Annotated in this window: 15 protein-coding genes; 8 read left to right on the top strand and 7 right to left on the bottom strand. The window is 68.9% G+C overall.

The window, feature by feature from the left end; all coding sequences use genetic code 11:
- Positions 1 to 70 precede the first annotated feature (70 nt).
- From ACIA8X_RS16730 to ACIA8X_RS16705, 6 genes are read right to left on the bottom strand one after another with little or no spacing between them, the layout of a single operon-like run.
- A complete protein-coding gene (locus ACIA8X_RS16730; RefSeq protein ID WP_393447756.1) occupies positions 71 to 1,318 on the bottom strand; it encodes an alginate lyase family protein in 1,248 nt (415 codons plus the stop codon).
- Between the two features lie 27 nt (positions 1,319 to 1,345).
- Positions 1,346 to 4,684, bottom strand: a complete 3,339-nt coding sequence (locus ACIA8X_RS16725) for an alginate lyase family protein (RefSeq protein ID WP_393447754.1) — start codon at positions 4,682 to 4,684, stop codon at positions 1,346 to 1,348.
- Entirely contained in the window at positions 4,681 to 6,213 is a 1,533-nt protein-coding gene (locus tag ACIA8X_RS16720; protein WP_393447752.1) for a glycosyl hydrolase family 28 protein, read from the bottom strand. The genes ACIA8X_RS16725 and ACIA8X_RS16720 overlap by 4 nt, the downstream gene beginning before the upstream one ends.
- Positions 6,214 to 6,247: 34 nt before the next feature.
- On the bottom strand, positions 6,248 to 7,120 hold the full coding sequence (locus ACIA8X_RS16715) for a carbohydrate ABC transporter permease (RefSeq protein ID WP_393447750.1): 873 nt from the start codon (positions 7,118 to 7,120) through the stop codon (positions 6,248 to 6,250).
- Positions 7,117 to 8,118 carry a carbohydrate ABC transporter permease gene (locus ACIA8X_RS16710; RefSeq protein ID WP_399458552.1) on the bottom strand — a complete coding sequence of 334 codons (1,002 nt, stop codon included), beginning with the start codon at positions 8,116 to 8,118 and terminating at the stop codon, positions 7,117 to 7,119. Before ACIA8X_RS16710 ends, ACIA8X_RS16715 begins: the two co-directional genes overlap by 4 nt.
- Positions 8,115 to 9,464, bottom strand: coding sequence for an extracellular solute-binding protein (locus tag ACIA8X_RS16705; protein ID WP_399458551.1), 1,350 nt, complete (start codon positions 9,462 to 9,464; stop codon positions 8,115 to 8,117). The genes ACIA8X_RS16710 and ACIA8X_RS16705 overlap by 4 nt, the downstream gene beginning before the upstream one ends.
- Before the next feature lie 569 nt (positions 9,465 to 10,033).
- On the opposite strand from ACIA8X_RS16705, the gene ACIA8X_RS16700 reads away from it, so the two are divergent.
- The 8 genes from ACIA8X_RS16700 to ACIA8X_RS16665 all read left to right on the top strand — a co-directional run bounded on the left by ACIA8X_RS16700 (position 10,034) and on the right by ACIA8X_RS16665 (position 20,300).
- A complete protein-coding gene (locus tag ACIA8X_RS16700) occupies positions 10,034 to 11,047 on the top strand; it encodes a hydroxyacid dehydrogenase (RefSeq protein WP_393448073.1) in 1,014 nt (337 codons plus the stop codon).
- Between the two features lie 378 nt (positions 11,048 to 11,425).
- Entirely contained in the window at positions 11,426 to 12,514 is a 1,089-nt protein-coding gene (locus tag ACIA8X_RS16695; protein WP_393447744.1) for a LacI family DNA-binding transcriptional regulator, read from the top strand.
- A gap of 395 nt (positions 12,515 to 12,909) precedes the next feature.
- On the top strand, positions 12,910 to 14,247 hold the full coding sequence (locus tag ACIA8X_RS16690; RefSeq protein WP_399458549.1) for an ABC transporter substrate-binding protein: 1,338 nt from the start codon (positions 12,910 to 12,912) through the stop codon (positions 14,245 to 14,247).
- Positions 14,248 to 14,260: 13 nt separating this feature from the next.
- The gene (locus tag ACIA8X_RS16685; protein WP_393447740.1) at positions 14,261 to 15,148 is read left to right on the top strand and encodes a carbohydrate ABC transporter permease; all 888 of its coding nucleotides are present in this window, start codon (positions 14,261 to 14,263) and stop codon (positions 15,146 to 15,148) included.
- Positions 15,148 to 16,086 carry a carbohydrate ABC transporter permease gene (locus ACIA8X_RS16680; RefSeq protein WP_393447738.1) on the top strand — a complete coding sequence of 313 codons (939 nt, stop codon included), beginning with the start codon at positions 15,148 to 15,150 and terminating at the stop codon, positions 16,084 to 16,086. Before ACIA8X_RS16685 ends, ACIA8X_RS16680 begins: the two co-directional genes overlap by 1 nt.
- A complete protein-coding gene (locus tag ACIA8X_RS16675) occupies positions 16,083 to 17,678 on the top strand; it encodes a family 43 glycosylhydrolase (protein WP_399458548.1) in 1,596 nt (531 codons plus the stop codon). The genes ACIA8X_RS16680 and ACIA8X_RS16675 overlap by 4 nt, the downstream gene beginning before the upstream one ends.
- A gap of 164 nt (positions 17,679 to 17,842) precedes the next feature.
- Positions 17,843 to 18,898, top strand: a complete 1,056-nt coding sequence (locus ACIA8X_RS16670; protein WP_399458547.1) for a LacI family DNA-binding transcriptional regulator — start codon at positions 17,843 to 17,845, stop codon at positions 18,896 to 18,898.
- 223 nt (positions 18,899 to 19,121) lie between these two features.
- On the top strand, positions 19,122 to 20,300 hold the full coding sequence (locus tag ACIA8X_RS16665) for a ferritin-like protein (RefSeq protein WP_399458546.1): 1,179 nt from the start codon (positions 19,122 to 19,124) through the stop codon (positions 20,298 to 20,300).
- A gap of 48 nt (positions 20,301 to 20,348) precedes the next feature.
- On the opposite strand, the gene ACIA8X_RS16660 is transcribed toward ACIA8X_RS16665, so the two are convergent.
- Entirely contained in the window at positions 20,349 to 20,996 is a 648-nt protein-coding gene (locus ACIA8X_RS16660) for a ThuA domain-containing protein (RefSeq protein WP_393447730.1), read from the bottom strand.
- Between the last annotated feature and the right edge of the window lies 1 nt (position 20,997).

Here is a 20,997-nt window from a genome sequence, read left to right as displayed (position 1 = left end):
TGGCTCGATATTCCGGCGCACGAGCGGATGTGAGGGCTATTCGGGGGACACGGCCACCCGGCGTACGGGGCTACTTGGCATACAGCAGCGTGCCGAAGCCGAGCTGGTCGTAGCCGCCGCTGGCGGAGCCGTAGTCACCACCCCCGCCCTCCGGACGGACCTGCTCGGCCATGGCGGTGATGTAGGGAACGGACAGCCCGCGTCGCCGGGCGTAGTGGTAGTGGAGGATGTCCCACACCGGACGGAGCTGACCGCGGCTCGCGGCCGAGACCGCCGTGTGGCTCTGCTGGGCGCAGTTCTGCCCGGTGCCCCAGGTGTAGGTGGTGAAGGGCACGTCCTGGCCCAGGTTGTACTTGGCGACGTACTGGGCGGCCTTCATGAAGCGGTTGCTGTCGTAGCCGTACAGGTCCTCGCCCTGGGACCAGGCCATTTCGCAGAAGGCGCCCATCAGGCCGATGCCCATGACGCTGTGGCCCTGGTCGCGGCCCGACTCCTGCCACTGCGCGAGGCCCTCGCTGTCGTACACGAACGGGACGGCCTTGCGGATCGCGCCGTTGCCCGCGCCGTTCTTGAAGTAGTTCACCGCCTGGTCGTACTTGGCCCCGTCGTCGCACAGGATCCCGATGGCGAGGATGGAGCTCATGTTGCACAGGTCCCAGTTGGCCCAGTAGTTCGTGATGCAGGCGTCGTTGTGCTCGTTGAGGAACCGGTTGTTGAGCGGGTAGAAGACGTTGAGCATCATCGTCTTGAACCGCTCCAGGTCGAACCCGCTGTAGCCGCGCATGAGTTCGGCGGCGTTCGCGAACTGGTAGCCGTAGATGCCGGCGGCCAGGTAGCGGTCGGCGTTGCCGGTGACCGTGGTCAGGGTGCCCGACCAGGCGTTGAGGATGCGGACCGCCGCGTCGCCGTTGGCGGTGGTGCCCGCGATCTTCCAGCGCAGGGCGTTCTGGTAGGCGGCGTGGATGTCGTTGTAGAGGATGCCGTAGTTCTGTCCCGTGCCGCCGCGGATGATCGTGGCCTGCGGGTTCGGCTGCCAGGTGCTCGCGGAGTGGGAGTTGGCGGTCAGGCGGTTCCAGCCGGACAGCCACGGGTCGTTGCCCGCGGCGACCCGGACCTTGGCCCGGTTGAGCTCACCGTAGGCGTGCAGCATGCCGGGGTGGGTGAAGGTGGCCGGGGCCGCCTCGGCCGGGGCGCCCGTGAGGGCGGCGGCCGAGGCGCCGACGGCGAGGGCGGCGGTGAGACCGCCGGCGGCCTTGAACAGGCTGCGTCGGCTCAACTCGCCCTGTTCGGAGGGCTGGTGGGGGGAAATGCGGCTCATTTCGTGCGACTCCAATCCGTGGGGGGATCAGTCGTTGGTGATGCTCACCTCGTCGAACTCGGTGGTGCAGCGGGCCAGTTGGTTGCGTGAGCAGACCACGAGGCCCACGTAGTAGGGGGCGTCACCGAACCCGGGGACCTCGCCGGTGGCGAGGGTTGTCCAGGTGGCGCCGTCATCGGTGGACAGGGCTGCGGTGAAGGCGGTCCCGACGCGCTTCAGCCGCAGCAGGCTGGGGAGGGTGGCCGTGCCGTTGCCGGTGAAGGCCGACTTTCCGGCGACGGTCGTGCGCAGCATGAGCTGCGCGAGGGTCCCGCCGGTGACGATCGCCCCGGCGGCCTGGTCGAACGGCGACAGCGACTTGGCCATCAGCAGTCCCACCTGGTCGGCGCTCGCGCCCGTGCGGGAGCCGAGCCGGGCGGTGATCTCGCAGTCGCCGCTGACGGACCGTCGTACGAACTGACCGGTCATGGCCTGGTTGTTGACGCTCAGATCGACGCCCGCGCCGCGCACGGTGAAGGTCCCGCCGTCGTACGACGTGCTGCCCTGCGTGCGGATCGCGACCACGCCCAGCGTCCCGAAGGCGCGCTCGTCGAGGACGGGATCGCCGAGGTCGCCGTAGGTCCAGGGGGCCGGCGGGGGTGCGCCGACGGTGAGGGCGAGCGTGCCGGTGCCGTCACCGGAGGCGTTGCCCGCGGTGGTGGTCACCGTGAACTGCCCGCTTTCGGTGGGCGTGCCGTGGACGAGCCCCGTGCGCTTGTCGAGGCGGAGCCCGTCGGGCAGCCCGGCAGCGGTGAACCGCACGGGCTCGTGCGAGCCGCGCAGGACGTGGCGGAAGGAAACGCCCTTGTTGCCGAACGCGGCGGCTGCGGAGGTGAGTCGGGGCACGCTCGGGGTCGGCATCCGTGCGGACACCGGGTCGGAGAGCGGGCCTCGGCCGCCGGAGTTGGTCTTCGTCACGGCGTAGTGGTACGTCGTCCCGGGGGCGCCGGTGGCGTCCGCGTACCGCAGGCGCGTGCCGAAGCCGACGGGGCCGATGCCGGTCGCGATCGTCTCGTAGGGGCCGTGGGCGGCCCTCGACCGCAGCACCTTGTAGCGGGCGGAGAGGTCGGGGTCGGACCAGGCCAGCTCCACGGCGTCGGCGCCGGTGGTCGCCTTGAGGCCGGTGGCGGTGCGGGCGGGGCGGGGCACGGACCAGACCTCACCCTGCGCGGACGAGATGACGGTGACGTTGTCGAAGGCACCGGTGCCGGTCTCGGCGTACTCCGTGTCGACGCCCAGACAGGAGGTGAGAACCAGACCGGCGTAAGCTGTCCGCCCCAACTCGACCTCGCTGGAGCCGACTTGGGTCCAGCGGATGCCGTCCGGGGAGATCGCCCCCGTGCAACGGCGGCCCCTGCGCGTCACCCGCACCCAGTAGGGCGCCCGCAGCCGGTAGCCGTCGCCCGCGCCCTCGACGTACGGCGCCTGAAGCGGGGTCGCCGACTCGGGCAGCTCGCCGAGGTCGGAGATCGGGAACGCGGCGGACGTGGTGATGGCCTGCTGCTGGGTGGGCGGCACGGGCGTGCTGCCGGTGGCGGAGATGTCCGCGCCCACCTCGGGGCGTACCGTCCACACGCCGCTCCAGGTGTGCAGCGGCAGCCCCTGGATCAGCATCAAGGCATGCGCGGCGTCCGTGTCGAGGGAGTCGCGCAGGGTGACACCGATCTTGGCGTACTGCGAGCTGAGCGGGAACACGATCCGTGCGGTGATCGTGCCGTCGCCGGACAGCCGGAGGTGGGCGGAGCGGTAGGTGTCGGCGGTGCCGGACGCCTCCAGCACGAACCGCTCGCCGTCGAAGGCGGCGGAGCCGGGGATCCGCGCCGCGCCGATGTCCTGGCTGGACCAGGGCTCGGGGAGCCCGGCGGTGGCGGTGGCGTGGCTCGAACTCCCGCTTTCACCTTGTGAGTTGGTTGCGGTGACGGTGTAGTGGTACGTCCGTCCCGCGCGCACGTCGCCGTCCGTGTACGCCGGCTTGTCGACGCCGGAGGCGATCTCCTCGTACGGCCCCTCGGGGCTGCTCGCCCGCCGGACGGTGTACGTCGTCGCCCACGCGGACGGCAGCCAAGCCACCGTCACGGCGTCCGAGTCACCGAGGGCGGTGACGCCCGCCGGGGCCGTCGGCACCGTCGGTGACGGCGCCTTCGTGCCGGCGTAGGTGAAGGTGCCGAAGCTCGGCAGGTCGTCGTTGCTGCCCTCGACGAAGCGGGTGCCACCGGTGCCGCGGAAGACGGCCGCCTTGGTGTACGGGGCGTCGAGGCCGCGGACGCCCGCGTAGTGCGCGTAGTACATCTCGTAGACCGGCGGCAGATTGCCGCGGACCTTCTCGGAGACGGCCGTCTTGATGTACTTGCCGGTGCGGTCGAGGTCGGGGGTGAAGGGGACGACGCCGCCGAGATTGTAGCGGGCGGCGTACTCGGCATTGGCGAGAATGCGGTTGCCGTCGAAGCCCCACAGGTCGACGCCCTGGTTCCAGGCGACCTGCGCCGCGTCGCCCATCAGACCGACGGCGAGCTGCTCGTGTCCCTGGTCACGGCCGCTTTCCTGCCCCTGGCCGGCGTCGGTGACGACCCGGCCCGGGACGCTGCCGTTGCCGGAGCCGGCCGCGACGAAGCGCAGCGCGTCCTCGAAGAGGGTGCGCTCCTCGCAGAACACGCCGATGGCCAGGATGGACTGAATGGCCGTCAGGTCCCAGTTGCCGTTGGCGTAGAGCATGTAGCCGGAGATCGCCGGATACCAGACGTCCAGGAAGGACCGCTCACAGCGGGCGATGTCCTTCTGCGCCCAGCCGTCGTAGCCGCTGTGGCGGAGCAGCTCGGCCGCGTTGACGAACTTGAAGGCCTGCAGGCCCGCGCCGAGCGGGCCGTCGGCTCCGGTGACCATGGTCAGGGACGCCGACCAGGCGTTGAGGATGTCGCGGGCCTTGTCGGCGTGGGCCCGGTTGCCGGTGACGCACCACATCAGCGCGTTCTGGTAGGCGGCGGCCGCGTCGGCGGGAGCCTGGTTCTGGAAGTTCGCGGGACCGCGGCCCCAGGAGGTGATCTGGCCGGTGTTCTGGATCGTGTACGTCGACTTGGAGCGGGCGTGGGCCGCGAACGCGAGGTAGCCGTCGTGGACCGGGGATTCCTGTGCGGCGACCGCTGCCTTCATGCGGGCGAGGTCGTCGGCGGTGTGCAGCAGACCGGGGTGGGCGAAGGCTCTGGAGCCGGTGTCGTTCTGGGCGGCGGCCCGGGCCGTGCCGGGCACGAGCAGTGCGCTCGTACCCGACGCCAGCAGCAGGGCCGCCGCGCCGCCGAGGAAGCCCCGGCGGCTGGTGGCGAGGTTCGTCATGACGCCGCTGCCGCCTCGGCCTCGGCGGTGGTGAGGAACTTCAGGTTCGTCACGTGCTCGTTGACAAACATGGGCACGCCGTCCGAGGCCAGATACCACCTCGGCTTGCCTGTACTGTCGGCGATCACCCTGCCGTTGACGCGGAGGTTCTCGAAAGTGACGTCCTTGATCGCGTGCTCCGCGTCGAGGCCGGCGATGATCGAGAGGTCGGCGTTCTTGCCGTTGTAGCTGAGGTCCTTGATGTAGACGGACTCGATGCCGCGGCCTGCCGAAGTGTTGTACTTCGGGTTGTACTCGACGCGCATGTGGATGAGCTGGCCCCAGCGGAAGTCCTCCACGCGGATGTCGTCGAACCTGACGTCCCGGACGATGTTGCTGTCGCCGACCATGAAGGCGATGGCGCCCTGGTAGGTCACCTGCGGCTCGCGGTGGTCGAGGATGTCGATGTTCTCGTAGCGCAGGTTCTCCAGCATCTCGGGGGTGTCGGAGTTGCCGTGCACGCCGATGTTGATCGGGTGGGCGACGTCGGCCCAGAGGGAGCAGTTCTTGACGGTGATGTTGCGGGTGTCGCCGTAGAAGTCCCAGCGGTGGGTGTAGAGGGCGACGCAGTCGTCGGATGTGCGCAGGAAGCAGCCGTCGATCGTGACGTTCTCGGAGCAGTAGAGCTGGATGCCGTCACCCCAGCCCTGGTGGCTGAAGGCGCGCAGATTCTTGATGGTGAGGTTCTTGGACTCGGCGACCCTGATGTTCTCGTACCGGGGGTTGAGGATCGTGACGCCGTCGATCGTGACGTTGTCGCACTTGCGGACGAAGACCGCGCCGCCGGTCGCGTTGTAGAGCACGCCCCGGCCGATCAGGCGGGAGTTCTCCACGCCCTCGAAGATCACGCTGGAGGTGAGGACGGCGCCCGGGGCCAGGTAGACGGTGGTGCCGGTGGGCACCTTCAGGGTCCGGTCGGGGTGGGTGTGCAGACCGGGCCCGAAGTACATGACCTTCTTGTCGCCCTCGGTGGGCACGTCCTGCTCGATCGGGTTCGCGAACAGGTGCAGGCAGTCGAAGATCTTGTCGTCGATCTGGACGACGAGGTTGCGGGGCCGGTCCAGGGTGAAGCGCGCGGTGCTGCCGAGCACCTCGGGCTTGATGCCGTACGAGTCGGGGCGGATGCGGACGTTCTCGCCGCCGCCCGGGTTGTACGTGACCTCGACCTCGACGGTGCCGGAGAAGTCGAAGGCGGCCCAGGAGGAGCTCTGGGCCTTGTTGCTGCCGGTGTTCGCGTCGATCAGTGCGAGCTTGGCAAGGTAGACGCCGAGCTTCTGCCAGGTACCGCCGAGCGGCCGGACCTTGACGGTGAAGGAGTTGTTGACAGGCACCTGCGGAAGGGTCGGGTGGATGACCACGCTGTCGCCGGTGGTGCCGGCCTCCTCCGCCGCGGCGGCCTGTGCGGAGCCCGCGATGCTGCCGGCCAAGCCGGCGGCAGCGATGACACCGGCGGCCTGGAGGGCGTTCCGGCGTGACAGGGGCGCGTTCATGCGTAACTCCTTGCAAAAGGTTCGGTAAGAGAGGTCACTTCAGTCCGGTGGTGGACATCCCGGCGACGAAGCCGCGCTGGGCGATGAGGAAGATCAGCAGGATCGGGACGACGTACATCACGGAGGCCGCGGCCTGAAGCTCGGGGACGGGCGTGCCGCCCTCGTTGACGTAGGTGGTCATCACGGCGACGGCGAGCGTGGTGCGGTCGGTGGACAGCAGCAGCTGCGGGGCGATGTAGTCGCCCCAGGTCCAGGTGAAGGCGATGATGAAGCTCGCCGACAGCACGGGCCAGGACTGCGGCAGGAAGATCCGCCAGAAGATCGCCCCGTATCCGCAGCCGTCGACGATCGCGGCCTCCTCCAGCTCGCGCGGCATGCCCGCGAAGAACTGCCGGAAGAGGAAGACCAGATACGGCGCCGCGGACAGGCCCCACAGGACCCACGGCCAGTACGTGTCGACCATGCCGAGCTTGGCGAAGATCAGGTAGGTCGGCAGCAGCGTGACCATCTGGGGCAGCATCATCGAGCCGAGCAGAACGCCGAACAGCACCTTCTTGCCGGGCGCGTCGAGCCGGGCGAAGCCGAAGCCGACCCAGGCCGAGCTGAGCGTGACGAGCGTGGCATAGAGGAGAGCGATGATCAGCGAGTTGCGGGCGTAGCCGAAAAAGTCGATCTGGGTGAAGGCGTCGGCGAAGTTGTGCCACTGGAAGACCTCGGGCAGCCAGTGCACCGGCGAGGCGGCCAGTTCGGCCTGTGTCTTCAGGCCCGAGAGGACCAACCAGCCGAAGGGGCCGAGGAACAGGCCGGTGACGGAGACGAGAACCGTGTAGAGGACGAGGCGCTTGGTGCGCACCCGCACGCGTATGCCGGTCGTCGATGACTTGGGCGGCAGGGTGGTGGCGGTCACTTCTTCGCCTCCGGGTCGACGTTGTAGAACACCGCGCCGGACGTGAACTTGAAGATGAGTCCGGTCACGACGAGGATCAGGACGAAGAGCACCCACAGCAGTGCGGAGGCGTAGCCGTAGCGGCCGAGCGCGAAGTACTGCGCGAACACGTGCATCATGTAGAGGTAGTTGGACTGCGGGACCGTGGTGATGCCGCTCGTGTCGCCGAGCGGGGCCAGCAGCAGCGGCATGATCGTCTGTACCGAGGCGATCATCCCGGTCACCGTCTGGAAGAGCAGGACGGGTGACAGCAACGGCACGGTGATGCTGCGGAAGGTGCGCCAGGCGCTCGCCCCGTCGATGCGGGCGGCCTCGTGGAGTTCGCGGGGTACGTCCTGGAGGCCGGCCAGCGAGATGATCATGACGTTTCCGGCGCCCCAGAGCACCGTCATCAGCAGTACGTAGCGGGCGTAGGGGTCGGCGAGCCAGGCCACTGCGTCGATGCCGAAGAAGGTCAGGACACCGTTGGAGGCGCCGGAGTTCTGGTCGAAGAGCAGCTTGAAGGCGAGGCCCGCGCCCACCGGCGGCACCACGGCGGGCAGATACAGCAGGGTGCGGAACAGTCCGCGTGCCTTGATCGGCCGGTTGACCAGGACGGCGAGGGCGAGGCCCGCGATGATCGACAGCGGCACCGAGGTCACCGCGAACAGGCCGGCGCGGCCGAGCGCGTCCCAGGTCACCGGATCGTTCAGCAGCTCGCGGTAGTTGCCGAGTCCGACGTACTTCCAGTTGGGCGAGATGCCGTCGAACGTGGTGAAGCTCAGCCACAGCGCGTACACCATCGGCGTGACGGTCAGCAGGAGGAACCCGATGATCCAGGGCGAGGTGAACATGTAGAACGCCCGGTGCCTGCGCGCCGTCATGGAGACGCGTGGCCCGCCGGTGGCCGGTGCGCGTGCGGCGCTCACGGCGGGGTCCGGCCGTTCCGCGCCTACGGAGGAGATCTGGCCAACCGTCATCCCACTTGCTCCTTACCGCGCTTCAGCTGCTCGTTGATGGCCGAGTTCAGGCGCCCGGCGAGGGTGTCGACGGAGATCTGGCCGTTCATCGCGGCGGGGGCGATCTGGTTGAAGAGGGCGTCGAGCGCGTCCGCCCGGGTGTAAGGGGTGAAGGAGACCACCGAGAAGTGCTTCAACTCGTCGTCCTGCACCTTGAGCACGCGCTTCTGGTAGTCCTCCTTGGCCGGCATCAGCGACCGCATCGACTTCAGGCTGGGGATGCCCCAGCCACCGGAGGCACGCCCCCTGGCCGGCTCCTCGCCGAAGAACCACTCGAAGACCCGCCAGGCGGCGTCTTTGTTCTTCGCCCCGCGCGGCATCCACAGACCGGTGCCGCCCTGGCAGGCGCTGATCCGCTCGCCGCCCGCGAAGTACGGGGCGGGCGCCAGGCGGGACGCCTCCGCCAGCTTCTTGTCGGGGTAGATCATGCCGCCCATCCAGTAGCCGGAGTTCGACATGGCCATCCGCCCGGCCTGGTAGGTGGGCCCGTCCCAGCCGTTGGGGTCGGGCTGGATGAGGCTCGGCCCGACCTTGGTCTTGCAGTAGTCGATGTACCAGGCCAGCGCCTTACGGGCCTCGGGCGTGGTGAAGTCGACCCGGGAGAAGTCGTCGCTGAAGAGGCTGCCGCCGGCGGACGCCGTCATGGTCGCCAAGAGTGTGGACCGGGTCAGCCCGTTGAAACTGCCGCCGAAGACGGTGGTCTGGCCGTTCTTGCGCTGCACCAGGCGCTTGGCGCTCTCCAGCCACTCCTCGTACGTGGCCGGCTCGGTCTCCGGCGGGTAGTCGATTCCGGCCTTGTCGAAGGACGAGGTGTTGTACCAGTACATGGAGTCCTGGGAGAAGTCCTTCGCCATGCCGTAGCGCGGGCCCTTGCCCTGGATGCGGCCGTCGAACCGCCACAGATCGTTGACGGGATCGAGGTCGTCGAGCTTGAGGACGCTGCTCCGGGCAAAGTAGGGGTCCAGTTCCTCTGCCACGTCCCGCGCCGCGAAGTACGGCAGGTCCACCGCGCCGACGCCGCGCACCAGGTCGGGCGGGTTGCCGCTGGTCAGCATCGCGATCAGCTTGGTTATGTCGTACTTCACCAGGGCGATCTTGATACCGAGGTCCTTCTTCGCCTGCTGGACCTGCTCCGGGAGGATGTCCCCGGAGTTGACCATCACGGTGACGGTCTCACCGGATCCGCTGACCCCGGTGGACACCTGCATTGCACAACCGCTCAGCGCCGCAGCGCCGGCCGCGGCGCCGCCCGCGGAGAGGCTGAGCAAGCGGCGGCGACTCAGCGGGGCTCCGGCATGTGGGCGCATGAGCGCACCACCTCCTGCTCAGTTCGTTCGATATATCAGCCAGCGAGCGACTCGTCGGCCGAGAACCGGCCAATTTAGCAACCGGTTGCTATGGCGTTGGGGCAGAGCTTCTTCCGGGCCGGGGAGCGCGTCAAGAGCCTTGGCGAACTTTCGAAAAGTCTGCGTAACCTCGGCTTCATGATGGACAGGGGCTCGCAGGAGCCCTGAAAGGTGCTCTGAGCAGGGGCGATCGGCAAGGATGGGGACGACACCCCGACCGGTCCGGACGGGAACCGGTTGTCAACGAGCTCCTTCAGTCTCGGCCCGAACGACTCCAGGGAACGGTTAGTAACCGATTTCGAAGACAGCTGAAGAGCTGGCGGCACATCGGCGCGCGAACCACACGGCCAGCCCTGAGAACTGCGCTCTTCACCCCAGCGATTGACCGGTCACCGCTCCAGATCTACGGTAGAAGCCGCTTTCTGAAACAGTTTCCGCCCAGCGTGTCGATCGATGTCTCGATCGGTACCTCGATCAACGTCTCGACCAACGTCTCGATCAGCGTCTCAACTAGGTGCCTCAGGAGAGTCATGCCCAGCCCGCACCCGCCGAGGGCCGTGTTCGCAATGGATCCGGTGCACCTCCCCCTGCTCTTCCCCCCGCCGCTCATGGCCCGGCTGAGGCAGGCGTCCGAACTCGACCCCGCGCTCGTCGTACGGGACTTCGCCGATCCGGCGGCGGCCGAGACCCTCGCCCGGACCGAGGTACTGATCACCGGCTGGGGTTGCCCCCACCTCGACGCCGACGCCCTCGCCGCCGCGCCCAAGCTGCGCGCCGTACTGCACGCCGCCGGCTCGGTGCGCTCACTGGTCGGAGACGCGCTGTGGCAGGCCGGGGTCACCGTCTCCAGCGCGGTCACCGGCAACGCGCTGCCGGTTGCGGAGTACACGCTTGCGATGATCCTGCTCGCGGGGAAGGACACCTTCGGGCATCGGGAGCGTTTTCGCAGCACGCATACCTACCCGACGCAGCGCGAGACCGCCGCGATCGGCAACGTCGGCCGGCGGATCGGCGTCATCGGCGCCTCGCGGGTCGGCAGACGGCTGCTGGAACTGCTGCGGCCGTTCGACTTCACGGTGCTGTTGCACGATCCGTATGTCAGCGCGGCCGAGGCCGCCGAGTGGGGCGCCGAGTTGCTGTCGCTGGACGACCTTCTACGGCACAGCGACATCGTCAGCCTGCATGCGCCGGACATCCCTGAGACGTACCGGATGCTCGATGGGGAGCGGCTGGGTCTCATCCGGGACGGCGGCGTGCTGATCAATACCTCGCGGGGGGCGCTCGTTGATCCCGAGGCACTGACGGATGAGCTGGTTTCCGGGCGGCTGCATGCGGTGCTCGATGTGACCGAGCCGGAGCCGCTGCCTGCCGGGTCGCCGCTGTATCACCTGCCCAATGTTTTCCTGACCCCTCATATCGCCGGGTCGCTCGGGAACGAGCTGGAGCGGCTGGGCCGGATCGTGGTGGAGGAGTTGGAGCGGGTGGCGGGTGGCGGAGCGTTGCGGCATGAGGTGCTGCATGCGGATTTGGCCCGGGTTGCTTGAGGGTGGGCGCTTGGGCGGGGGGCTTGAGCGGGGGCACTTGGGTTGGTTTGCCCGTCTGCGTCTTGCAGCTGGAGTGGGGGTGCTCACCCACGCCTTGCAGCCGCGGTGCCGGAAATGTGGCTCGGTCGCCTACGGGGCGCCACATGCCGGTGTCATGGGGACAGCGCAGGTTGGTGGGCCGTCGCTCGGCGTTGGTGCGCCTCCAGCGGGCCGGAGATCGGCAGTGGACACCGCCCCCGTGGCCGTCAGGTGGCCGTTGCCGGGCATCGGGCGGGGACGGTGGGTCGGGATGAGCATGGGATACGGTTTCTTGTATCGGTGGGGGCGCGTTTTCCGGCCGTATGCCGAGGCAGGCGCAACGGTGAAGGAGCCGCAAGGGTGAGTCAGCGCAAGGCGTCCGGCGACACCGGTCGGGCCACCATCCGGGACGTGGCGGAGCGCGCGGGCGTCTCTGTCGCCAGCGTGTCGCGCGTCCTGTCCGGCAACTACCCGGTGTCGGAGGATCTGCGCCGCCGGGTGATGAAGGTCGTCCGGGACCTGGACTACGTCACCAACGCCCACGCCCGCTCCCTGGCCGGCGGCGGTACACCCACCGTGGCCATCCTCATCAACAACATCACCGGCGCCGCGTTCGCCCATGTGGCGAAGGGTGTCGAGGGCGCGGCCACACTGCGGGGCTGGCTCTCCCTGGTCGGTACGACCGGGGACGACCCCGAGCGGGAGCTCGCCCTGGTCAACCTCATGCGGCAACAGGGTGTGGCTGCCGTGGTGCTCCTCGGCGGGGCTTACGACTACGACGAGTACCAACTGCGCATGGCCCGGTTCGCGCGCTCCCTCGACGCGGCCGGATCGCACCTCGTGCTGGTGGGCAGGCCACCGCTGGAGGGCGACGTCCCGGCCACGACGGTCGACTACGACAACGAGGGCGGCGCCTATGCCATGGCCAGCCATCTGTTGTCCGCCGGGCATCGCAAGGTGCTCGTACTGCCGGGGCATGCCGAACTCACCACCGCGCAAGGGCGGTTGAAGGGTGCTCGACGGGCCTTCGAGGCCTACGGCGTGCCCTTCGACCCAGGCATGGTGCGGCACGGGCCGTACGACTACGAACACGGGTACGAGGCCGTCGAGGAGAGCCTGCGCGAGGGGCTGGACTTCACGGCCGTGCTCGCCGGGACCGACGTGGTCGCCGCGGGCGCCATGCAGGCTCTGCGTGCGGCCGGGCTGCGGGTACCCGAGGACGTGTCCATCGTCGGTTACGACGACATCCCGCTCGCCTCCCAGCTCACGCCCCAACTCACCACCGTGCACGTGCCGTACGAGGAGATGGGCCGCGTGGCGCTCCGCGCGGTGGCCGACAGGCGTGAGGGCAATGGTGGCCGCCGTAAGGGCAGCGACGGCGAGCATCTGGTGCTGGGCACCCATGTCGTCGTACGCAACTCCGTAAAGCCGCCTGCCCAGCGCAGGTGACGCGCGCGTCTCGATCCATGTGACCGTGCATCGTTTCGTAACCGGTTTCCGAGCAATTTTCCAGCCTCCCCGAGGCCACTCGGGGAGTTCGTCCGGCACCCGGTCCAGGCCCTTCTGAACCGCCAGTGACCTGCGGTTACGCGCAGTGGTCCGACGATGGCCGACGCGTGTCCGGGGATAACCCTCCGGACAACCGGCCGTAACAAATTCCAGCGCACCTCTTGCTATGAGCCACGCCGTCGGCCTACCGTCCCTGCAACCGCTTACTACAGCTTCTGCTTGGCCGACCCCCCGCAACCGCGAGCCGATGGTTTCCGGCCGCCGTTCCTGGCCGGCAGCACCGAGCCGCCGTCCTCTCGTTCTGAGAACGCCCAATTCCGAAGGATCACGGTCAGATGAACTTCACCAGCTCCCGGAGAAGGTTCGCCTCCGCCGCCGTCGCGGGAATCGCCCTGACAGGTCTGCTCGCCGCATGTGGCGGGAACGACTCCTCGGACTCCGACTCCAAGGCCTCCGGCCCGGTATCCCTCGACTTCTGGGGCTGGGCCAACGGGCAGGAGGCGGTCGTCAAGGCGTTCAACGCCTCGCACAAGGACGTCCAGCTCAAGTACACGAAGGTCACCGACCAGCTGACCATGCAGAAGCAGCTGACCAACGCGGTCAAGGCGGGCAACCCGCCGTGTCTGCTGCAGAACACCGGTGAGTACGTGACCAGTTGGGTCTCGCAGGGTGCGCTCGCCGACATCACCCAGTACGTCGAGGCGGACAAGGACAAGTTCAACGCCGGCTCGTGGGCGACCGGGCAGGTGCAGGGGAAGGTGTACGGGGTGCCGACCGCCTCGGCGCCCGCCTTCACCATCTACCGCACCGACCTCTTCGAGAAGTACGGGCTCACGGCCCCGGCGACCTGGGACGACTTCATCGCCGCGGGCAAGGAGCTGAAGAAGCACGACATCAAGATCACCAACTATGCCGGTGAGGACCCCAGCACCCTGGAGGTGCTGGCCATGCAGGCCGGGGCGCACTGGTACGGCATCGACGGCGACTCGTGGGTCGTGAACTTCCAGGACGCGGGCACCCTCAAGGCCGCGAAGGTGATCCAGGAGATCATCGACAACGATCTGAACTCCAAGCTGTCCTTCGCCGATTACGCCGCCGTGCAGCGCAACTACGACAACGGCGGCACCGCGACCCGGCAGATCTCGACCTGGCAGATGTCCGGCATGGTGCAGAACTTCACCAAGTCGTTCGGTGACTGGGCGCTGTCCCCCTGGCCGACCTTCAAGGGTGAGGCCGCCAAGACTCCGGCCGGGACCAACCAGAGCGGCAATCTGACGCTGGTGACCGAGGACTGTGAGTACAAGGAGCAGGCCGCCGAGGCCGCGCTGTGGATGTCGACGGACACGGGTGCCGTGAAGACCATGGCGAGTCCGGAGACCGGCAGCGGTGTGATGCCGGCACTGGCCGACAGTGACGCGTATGTCTCCGAGGCGATCTCCGACAAGCTGCTCGGGAAGAACTACGAGCCCGCGAAGAAGGTCGTGACCGACAGCCTCGGCACCGTCACCACCGACTGGACCTACGGGCCCAACTGGACCGCGATGTTCACCGAGATGCAGGACGAGTGGGCCGCGGTCGTCAGCAAGAAGCAGAAGGTCACCGACCTGCTCGCGCACATGCAGGAGTGGACGGTCAACGACCTGAAGCAGCGCGGCATCAGCGTCAAGGGCTGAGGCGGCGGACTCGATGATTCGCTCGCAGCGCTGGAAGGGTGCCGCCTTCACGGTGCCCTTCCAGCTCGGCTTCGTCTTCCTGTATCTGCTCCCGATCGGTTACGCGGTCCACCAGTCGCTGTTTCTGCAGAAGCAGTCCGGGCTCGGGCTCGGCGGCGGTGCGACCACGCAGTTCGTCGGCCTGGAGAACTACCAGAACGGGCTCACCGACTCGGCGTTCATGACGTCCATCCTGCGCGTGGTGCTGTTCGCCTGTGTGCAGATCCCGTTCATGCTGCTGGTCAGCCTGGTCCTGGCGTTGTTGCTGGACGCGGTCAGCGCCAAGGTGGCCGGGCGGTTCCGGCTGCTGCTGCTGGTGCCGTACATGATCCCCGGCGTCGTCGCCGCCCTTGTGTGGATCAACCTGTACAGCCCCGAGGTAGGGCCGCTGACCCCGCTCGGCGAACTGTTCGGGTTCGACTGGAACTTCTTCTCGCCGTCCATGGTGTGGCCCGCCATCGGCAATCTGCTGACCTGGCACGGCATCGGCTACAACATGGTGATCATCTACGCGGCTCTGCAGGGCGTGCCGCGCGAGTTGTTCGAGGCGGCTAGGCTCGACGGCGCCTCCGAGCTGCGGATCGCGCTGAGCATCAAGATCCCGTTCGTGCGCGGGGCGCTCGTCCTGACGGCGCTGCTGTCGATCATCCAGATGCTGCAGATCTTCAACGAGCCCGCGCTGTTCCGGAACATCACCCCGCAGACCGTCAGCGACAGCTTCACCCCGATCATGATCATCTACAACCAGGCGTTCAACGCCGGCAACTACCACTACGCCGCGGCCCTTTCGGTGCTGCTCGCCCTGATCCTCGGCGTCGCGTCCTTCCTCTTCTACCGGCTGACCTCACGGGAGGCGGACTGATGGCGCTGACCGCCAACCGCAAGGAAAACGGCACGGAGAGCGCGGCCGGGCCGGCCGGCGGGGGTGGCGTCCGCCGGCGCACCCGGCCCGATCCGGCCGCGCGCTCCCGGGGCGGGCAGCGCTTCCTGCTGATCGGTCTCGTCCTGGCCAGCGCCTACAGCCTGTTCCCGGTGTACTGGCTGATCATCGCGGCGACCAAGGACCGGGTGGGGCTGTACCAGAGCAATGGGCTGTGGTTCTCGGGCTGGCATCTCTGGGACAACCTGCAGCAGGTGTTCACGTACGAGGACGGCATCTTTCTGCGCTGGACCGCCAACTCGTTCCTGTACGCCGGTGTCGGCTCGCTCGGCGGCACGCTCATCGCCCTCGCCACGGGCTACGGCCTCGCGCGCTTCGACTTCCCCGGCCGGGGCGTGGTGTTCGCGGCCGTGGTGGGGTCCTTCCTGATCCCGATCGCGCTGCTCACTCTGCCGCTGTACCTGCTCTTCTCGGCGATCGGCATGGTCGACACCCCGTGGGCGATGCTGATTCCGTGTCTGATCAACCCGTTCAGTGTGTATCTGGCCAAGGTGTACACCGAGGCCACCATCCCGTTCGAGCTGCTGGAGGCGGCCCGCATCGACGGCGCCGGTGAGCTGCGGATCTTCTTCAGCATCGTGCTGCGGATGATGACGACGGGCGGTGCGACTGTCTTCCTGCTCGCCTTCGTCAACACCTGGAACGCCTTCTTCCTGCCGCTGACTGTGCTGCGGGGCGAGGAGAACTGGACGCTCAACCTCGGTCTGTACAACTGGTCCGGCAAGCGTCTGGAATCGGGCATCGACGTGACCAGCCTCGTCCTGACGGGTGCGCTGCTGTCCATCATCCCGATGGCGATCATGATGGTCGCGATGCGGCGCTACTGGCGCAGCGGCGTGACGTTGGGGGCCCTGAAGTGACCCTGCTGCACAATCCCGTCCTCCGCGGTTTCGCGCCCGACCCTTCCCTGGTCCGGGTCGGCGACTGGTATTACGTGGCCACGAGTTCGTTCGAGTGGTTTCCGACCATCCCGATCCATCGCTCCCGTGACCTGGCCCGATGGGAGTACGCGGGTCATGTCCGGGGCGCGGTGCCCGGCGACTCACTGGCCGGGGTGCCCGACTCCGGTGGCGTCTGGGCACCGTCGCTGAGCTGGGACGGCGAGCGGTTCTGGGTGGTCTACTCGGTGGTGCGCTCGGTGGGCACGCCGTACTTCGATGTGGACACCTACGTCAGTACGGCCACCGAGGTGGGCGGCAAGTGGACGGCACCGCGCCGCCTTCCGAGCCACGGGTTCGACCCCGCGCTCTTCCATGACGAGGGGCGGCTGTGGCTGCTCAACCTCCAGAACGACCATCGCCCCGGCGGGCGCCGGTTCGCCGGGATCATGCTCACCGAACTGGATCTGGAGAGCCTCGGGCCGGTCGGGGACACCCACTTGCTGCTCCAGCACGAACGGCTCATCGAGGGCCCGAAGCTGGTACGCCGGGACGACTGGTACCACCTGGTCCTGGCGGAAGGGGGTACGGGTTTCGAGCACGGAGTGCGGACGGCACGCAGCCGCGCCCTCACCGGCCCGTACGAACTCGACGACCGCCCGCTGCTGACATCCCGGGACGATCCGTCGTCGCCGTTGCAGAAGGCCGGTCATGGTGAGCTGGTCCAGACGCCGGGCGGCGACTGGGTGTTGAGCCACCTGACGGCCCGCCCACTGCACACGCCGGACGGTCCGCGCTGCACGCTCGGGCGGGAGACGGCCATCCAGGCGGTGACCTGGGACAAGGCGGGATGGCCGCGACTGCGGCACGGGGACTGGCATCCGGCGGTCGAGGTGGACGTACCGACACCGTCCGTCGAGCCCGAGCCCGAGCCCCAACTGGCCGATCCCGACGAGCAGTTGGGCTGGCCCTGGAGCACCCTTCGCGGTTACGCCGACCCCGGCTGGGCCGACACCACCGCCCGCCCCGGCTGGATCCGGCTGACCGGCCGGCACGGTCCCGAGTCGCGGTGGGCGCACAGTCTGCTCGCCCAGCGAATCACCGAGCACCGCGCGGAGGCCGAGGTCACGGTGGAGGCGAGGTCGCACACGTTCACGCAGGCCGCCGGGCTGGTCCTGCGGTACAACACGGAGGCGTATCTGAGCCTGGACCTCACCTGGGCGGAGCCCGAGGGCGAGGGGCAGCACGGACAGCAGTGGGGCGGGGGCGGTCGTACGGTGCTCAGTCTCGTGGAGCGGGAGGAGTTCGGTACCCGGCAGGCCGCGGTCGTGGAGGTGGACGCGAGCGGGCCGTTGACCCTGGGGGTGACGGTCGACGACGGGCGGGCCCGGTTCTGGTACGTCCGCCAGGGCGTGCGCACGCCGGTCGGGCCGCCGCTCGACTTCACCAAGTTGTCCGACGACTACGGCTCGAAGTTGCGCTTCACGGGGGCGATGGCGGGCGTCCATGCCGTGGATCTCGTCGACGCGGCGTTCACGGCCGACTTCACGGGGTTCCGCCTCACCTGCTGTTAGCCCTGACCCTGTTCGAGGTTTCGAAAGCCGGACCCCGCACGGACCTTGCGAACTCCAGCCTCTTCCCGACTCATCGCGGTGAACCTAGGGTAGGAAGCGCTTACTGTTTCCGCGCTGGTCGAAAACTTTCATGGCCCTCGGGCGGGCCGGAGAGGTGGTTCCCGATGGTCCGTACGGGCAGTGCGAGCGTGGCGGCCGGACCGACCCTGGCGGTCGTGGCCCGCGAGGCCGGGGTGTCCGTGCCGACCGCGTCCAAGGTGGTCAACGGCCGGGAGGACGTGGCCCCCGAGACCCGCCGCCGGGTCACCGAGGCACTGGACCGGCTCGGCTATGTCCGCAGACCCCGCTTCGACGCGGCGAAGACACCGGGCCTGGTCGACCTCGTCGTGCACTCGCTGGACACCTCCTGGTCGGGTGCGGTGCTGCACGGGGTGGAGGCGGCGGCCCACGACGCGGGGCTGGAGGTCGTGGTGTCGGCCGGGCTGACCCGCACGCGGGGCGCCCGTCCGGAGCGCGGCTGGCTGGACAAGCTCATCGCGCGCGGCTCGTCCGGGGTGCTGTTCAATCTGGCCGAGCTGACGGCGTCGCAGTACGCGTGGCTGGAGCAGCACCGCACCCCCTTCGTGATGATCGACCCGGTGCTGGAGCCGCCGCCCGGTGTGGTGTCGGTGGGCGCGGCGAACTGGCACGGCGGGGTGACGGCGACCGAGCACCTCCTGGCGCTCGGCCACGAACGCATCGCCGTCATCGCCGGGCACCACCGCAAGATGTGCAGCAACGCCCGAGTGGCCGGCTACCGCTCCGCGCTCGCCTCGGCCGGGATACGCCACCGCCCCGAGTACGTGCGGCACGCCGGTTTCGACGAGAGCGTCGCCCACCGCCGCATGCTGGACCTCCTCGACCTGCCCGAACCGCCGACGGCCGTCTTCGTCTGCTCGGACCGGATGGCCCTCGGGGTCTACCAGGCCCTGGCGGAACGGGGGTTGAGCGTGCCGGCCGACCTGAGCGTGGTGGGCTTCGACGACCTGCCGGAGGCCCGCTGGATCAGCCCGGCCCTCACCACGGTCCGCCAGCCGCTGTCGGAGATGGCGGCGACGGCGCTGCGACTGCTGGTGCGGATGATGGACGGGGACCGGCCGGAGAGTACGCGCACGGAGTTGTCGACGCGGTTGGTCAAGCGGAGCAGTACGGCGGGGCCGCGCCAGGGGTCGTCCGGTTGAGTCGCTCCCCTCTTCGGCAACGGCACCCCCTGACAGGACCCCGATCCCGAACGCCGTACCGGAACCCAAACGTTGGCCCGACAGAGTGGTCGCTGCGCCAATCGCCCTGTATGCCCTGATAGTGATCGTTTTGACTGCTAGCTTCGCGAGCTGTCGGAGGGGTCCCGGGGGCATACGAGCCGAGGCGGGACCTTCGTTGAGAGCTGAGGCGAGGGTGACGGGTATGAGCGAAGTGCCGGACAGGCCGGCGGTGGGACCGTTCAGGCGCAGGAGTTTCCTTGCGTCGGCCGCTCTGGCGACCGGGGCGCCCGCTGTGGCGGCCGGGGTGCCCGTCGTGGCGGCCGGTCCCGCGCAGGCCGCCACGCTGCCGGAGAGCGCGGTGCCGACCGCGCCCGCCGTGGGCTCCGTGGCGCGTCTGCTGGCCGTCGCCGAGAACGGTCGCGGTGTCGAGTGGCTCAGGTCGTCCCTTCAGCTCGCCGTGGGACTCGAACTCGCCACCATCCCGCCGTACTTGTGCGGCTGGTGGTCCGTCAAGGACCGCGGCAGCGAGGTCGCGCGGATGATCCGACGGATCGTCGGGGACGAGATGTTCCATCTGAGCATCGCCTGCAATCTGCTCGTGGCCGTCGGCGGCCGGCCGCAGATCAAGGCCGCAGCACCCGTCTTCCCCGGCCCGCTGCCCGGCGGTGTGCGGGCCGGGGTGAACGTCTACCTGGCGGGCCTCAGCAAGGCCTACGTCCGTGACGTGATGATGGCGATCGAGGCCCCCGAGGAGCCCCTCACCCGCGGCGCGCAGACCTCACCCACCGTCGGCGAGTTCTACGCGGCGATCCAGGAGGCGTTCCAGACCGTGCGGCCGGAGCTGTCGGTGCGGGGACAGGTGTCCGAGCACGTCGGCGGTGACGACCTGCGGCCGATCGAGAACCTCGACCACGTCGAGCGCGCCATCGAGATCATCAGGGAGCAGGGCGAGGGCACCTCAAGCTCCCCGGCCGACCCCTACGAGGACGACGAGCGGGCGCACTACTACGCCTTCGGCGAGATCTACCACGGCCGTGAGCTGCGCGAGACCGAAGAGGGCTGGCGGTACGTCGGCGGGCCCGTACCCTTCCCCGACGTGCGCCCCATGGCCCCGGTTCCGGTCGGCGGCTGGCCCACCCCCCAGGACGACCATGTCCGCGGGCTACTGCACCGCTTCGACGCGACCTACAGCACCGTGCTGGACACCCTCGACTCGGCCTGGGCCGGCGGCGGTCACCGCGCGCTGAACGCGGCCGAGCACGCCATGCGCGGCCTTGAGCGTCCCGCCGTGGAACTGATGGAGACTCCGCTCCCCTACGCCCCGGGCCACACCTACGGCCCCCAGTTCCGCGCCCTCCCCAGGCCGCCACGCGTCTCCTGACACCGCGACGACGACAGGGCCGCTCCGTCGAGCGGCCCTTCGCCGTGTCTAGCCCAGCCCCGCCGACCAGTTGATCCCGCCCAGCAGATGCGCGCGGAAGTCCGGGTCGTCGTACGCCTCGGCGGCGTGGCCGAGGGCGGTGTAGAAGACACGGCCGGATCCCTGCTCGCGGCACCACACCAGCGGGTGGTCCTCGCCCATGCCGCCACCGTCGTACGACGACTCGTCGGCGCGGGCCAGCACCCGTACCGATCCTCGGGGGTTGCCGCGGAAGTCGTACCACTCGTCGACGAAGTCCCATACGGCGGGCAGATGCCGGGTCGCCGGATGGTCGCGGTCCTCGACGACCGCCTTGCCGGGCTGGTAGTCGGGGTGCCGGTCGAACCACGCGCCCAGCAGTTCGCCGTAGTAGGGCCAGTCGTACTCGGTACAGGCCGCCGCGTGCACGCCGACGAAACCGCCGCCCGACTCGACGTACGCGGCGAGCCGCTCGCGCCCGCCGGGGGTGAGCACCTTGCCGCTGGTGGAGAGGAACACGACGGCCGCGTAGCCGTCCAGGGGCCTTTCGAGGGCTTGCGGATCCTCGGTGTGGTCCACCTCGAAGTCGCCGATGGTGCGTACGGCTTCGACGCCGGCCGGGATGGATTCGTGCCGGTAGGCGGTGGTGCGGGTGTAGACGAGGAGTCGTGCGGACATG

Source organism: Streptomyces sp. NPDC051738 (assembly GCF_044453205.1).
Taxonomy (GTDB): Bacteria; Actinomycetota; Actinomycetes; order Streptomycetales; family Streptomycetaceae; genus Streptomyces.
Note: the sequence above shows the minus strand (reverse complement) of the source record. Positions and strands in the feature narration are given on the sequence as shown.

Excerpts from the sequence above, each read along its gene's own strand:
- ACIA8X_RS16705 (WP_399458551.1), bottom strand. The coding sequence starts at position 9,464 with ATGCGCCCACATGCCGGAGCCCCGCTGAGTCGCCGCCGCTTGCTCAGC.
- ACIA8X_RS16665 (WP_399458546.1), top strand. The coding sequence starts at position 19,122 with ATGAGCGAAGTGCCGGACAGGCCGGCGGTGGGACCGTTCAGGCGCAGG.
- ACIA8X_RS16700 (WP_393448073.1), top strand. The coding sequence starts at position 10,034 with ATGCCCAGCCCGCACCCGCCGAGGGCCGTGTTCGCAATGGATCCGGTG.
- ACIA8X_RS16670 (WP_399458547.1), top strand. The coding sequence starts at position 17,843 with ATGGTCCGTACGGGCAGTGCGAGCGTGGCGGCCGGACCGACCCTGGCG.
- ACIA8X_RS16720 (WP_393447752.1), bottom strand. The coding sequence starts at position 6,213 with ATGAACGCGCCCCTGTCACGCCGGAACGCCCTCCAGGCCGCCGGTGTC.
- ACIA8X_RS16660 (WP_393447730.1), bottom strand. The coding sequence starts at position 20,996 with ATGTCCGCACGACTCCTCGTCTACACCCGCACCACCGCCTACCGGCAC.
- ACIA8X_RS16685 (WP_393447740.1), top strand. The coding sequence starts at position 14,261 with ATGATTCGCTCGCAGCGCTGGAAGGGTGCCGCCTTCACGGTGCCCTTC.
- ACIA8X_RS16680 (WP_393447738.1), top strand. The coding sequence starts at position 15,148 with ATGGCGCTGACCGCCAACCGCAAGGAAAACGGCACGGAGAGCGCGGCC.
- ACIA8X_RS16730 (WP_393447756.1), bottom strand. The coding sequence starts at position 1,318 with ATGAGCCGCATTTCCCCCCACCAGCCCTCCGAACAGGGCGAGTTGAGC.
- ACIA8X_RS16690 (WP_399458549.1), top strand. The coding sequence starts at position 12,910 with ATGAACTTCACCAGCTCCCGGAGAAGGTTCGCCTCCGCCGCCGTCGCG.
- ACIA8X_RS16725 (WP_393447754.1), bottom strand. The coding sequence starts at position 4,684 with ATGACGAACCTCGCCACCAGCCGCCGGGGCTTCCTCGGCGGCGCGGCG.
- ACIA8X_RS16710 (WP_399458552.1), bottom strand. The coding sequence starts at position 8,118 with ATGACGGTTGGCCAGATCTCCTCCGTAGGCGCGGAACGGCCGGACCCC.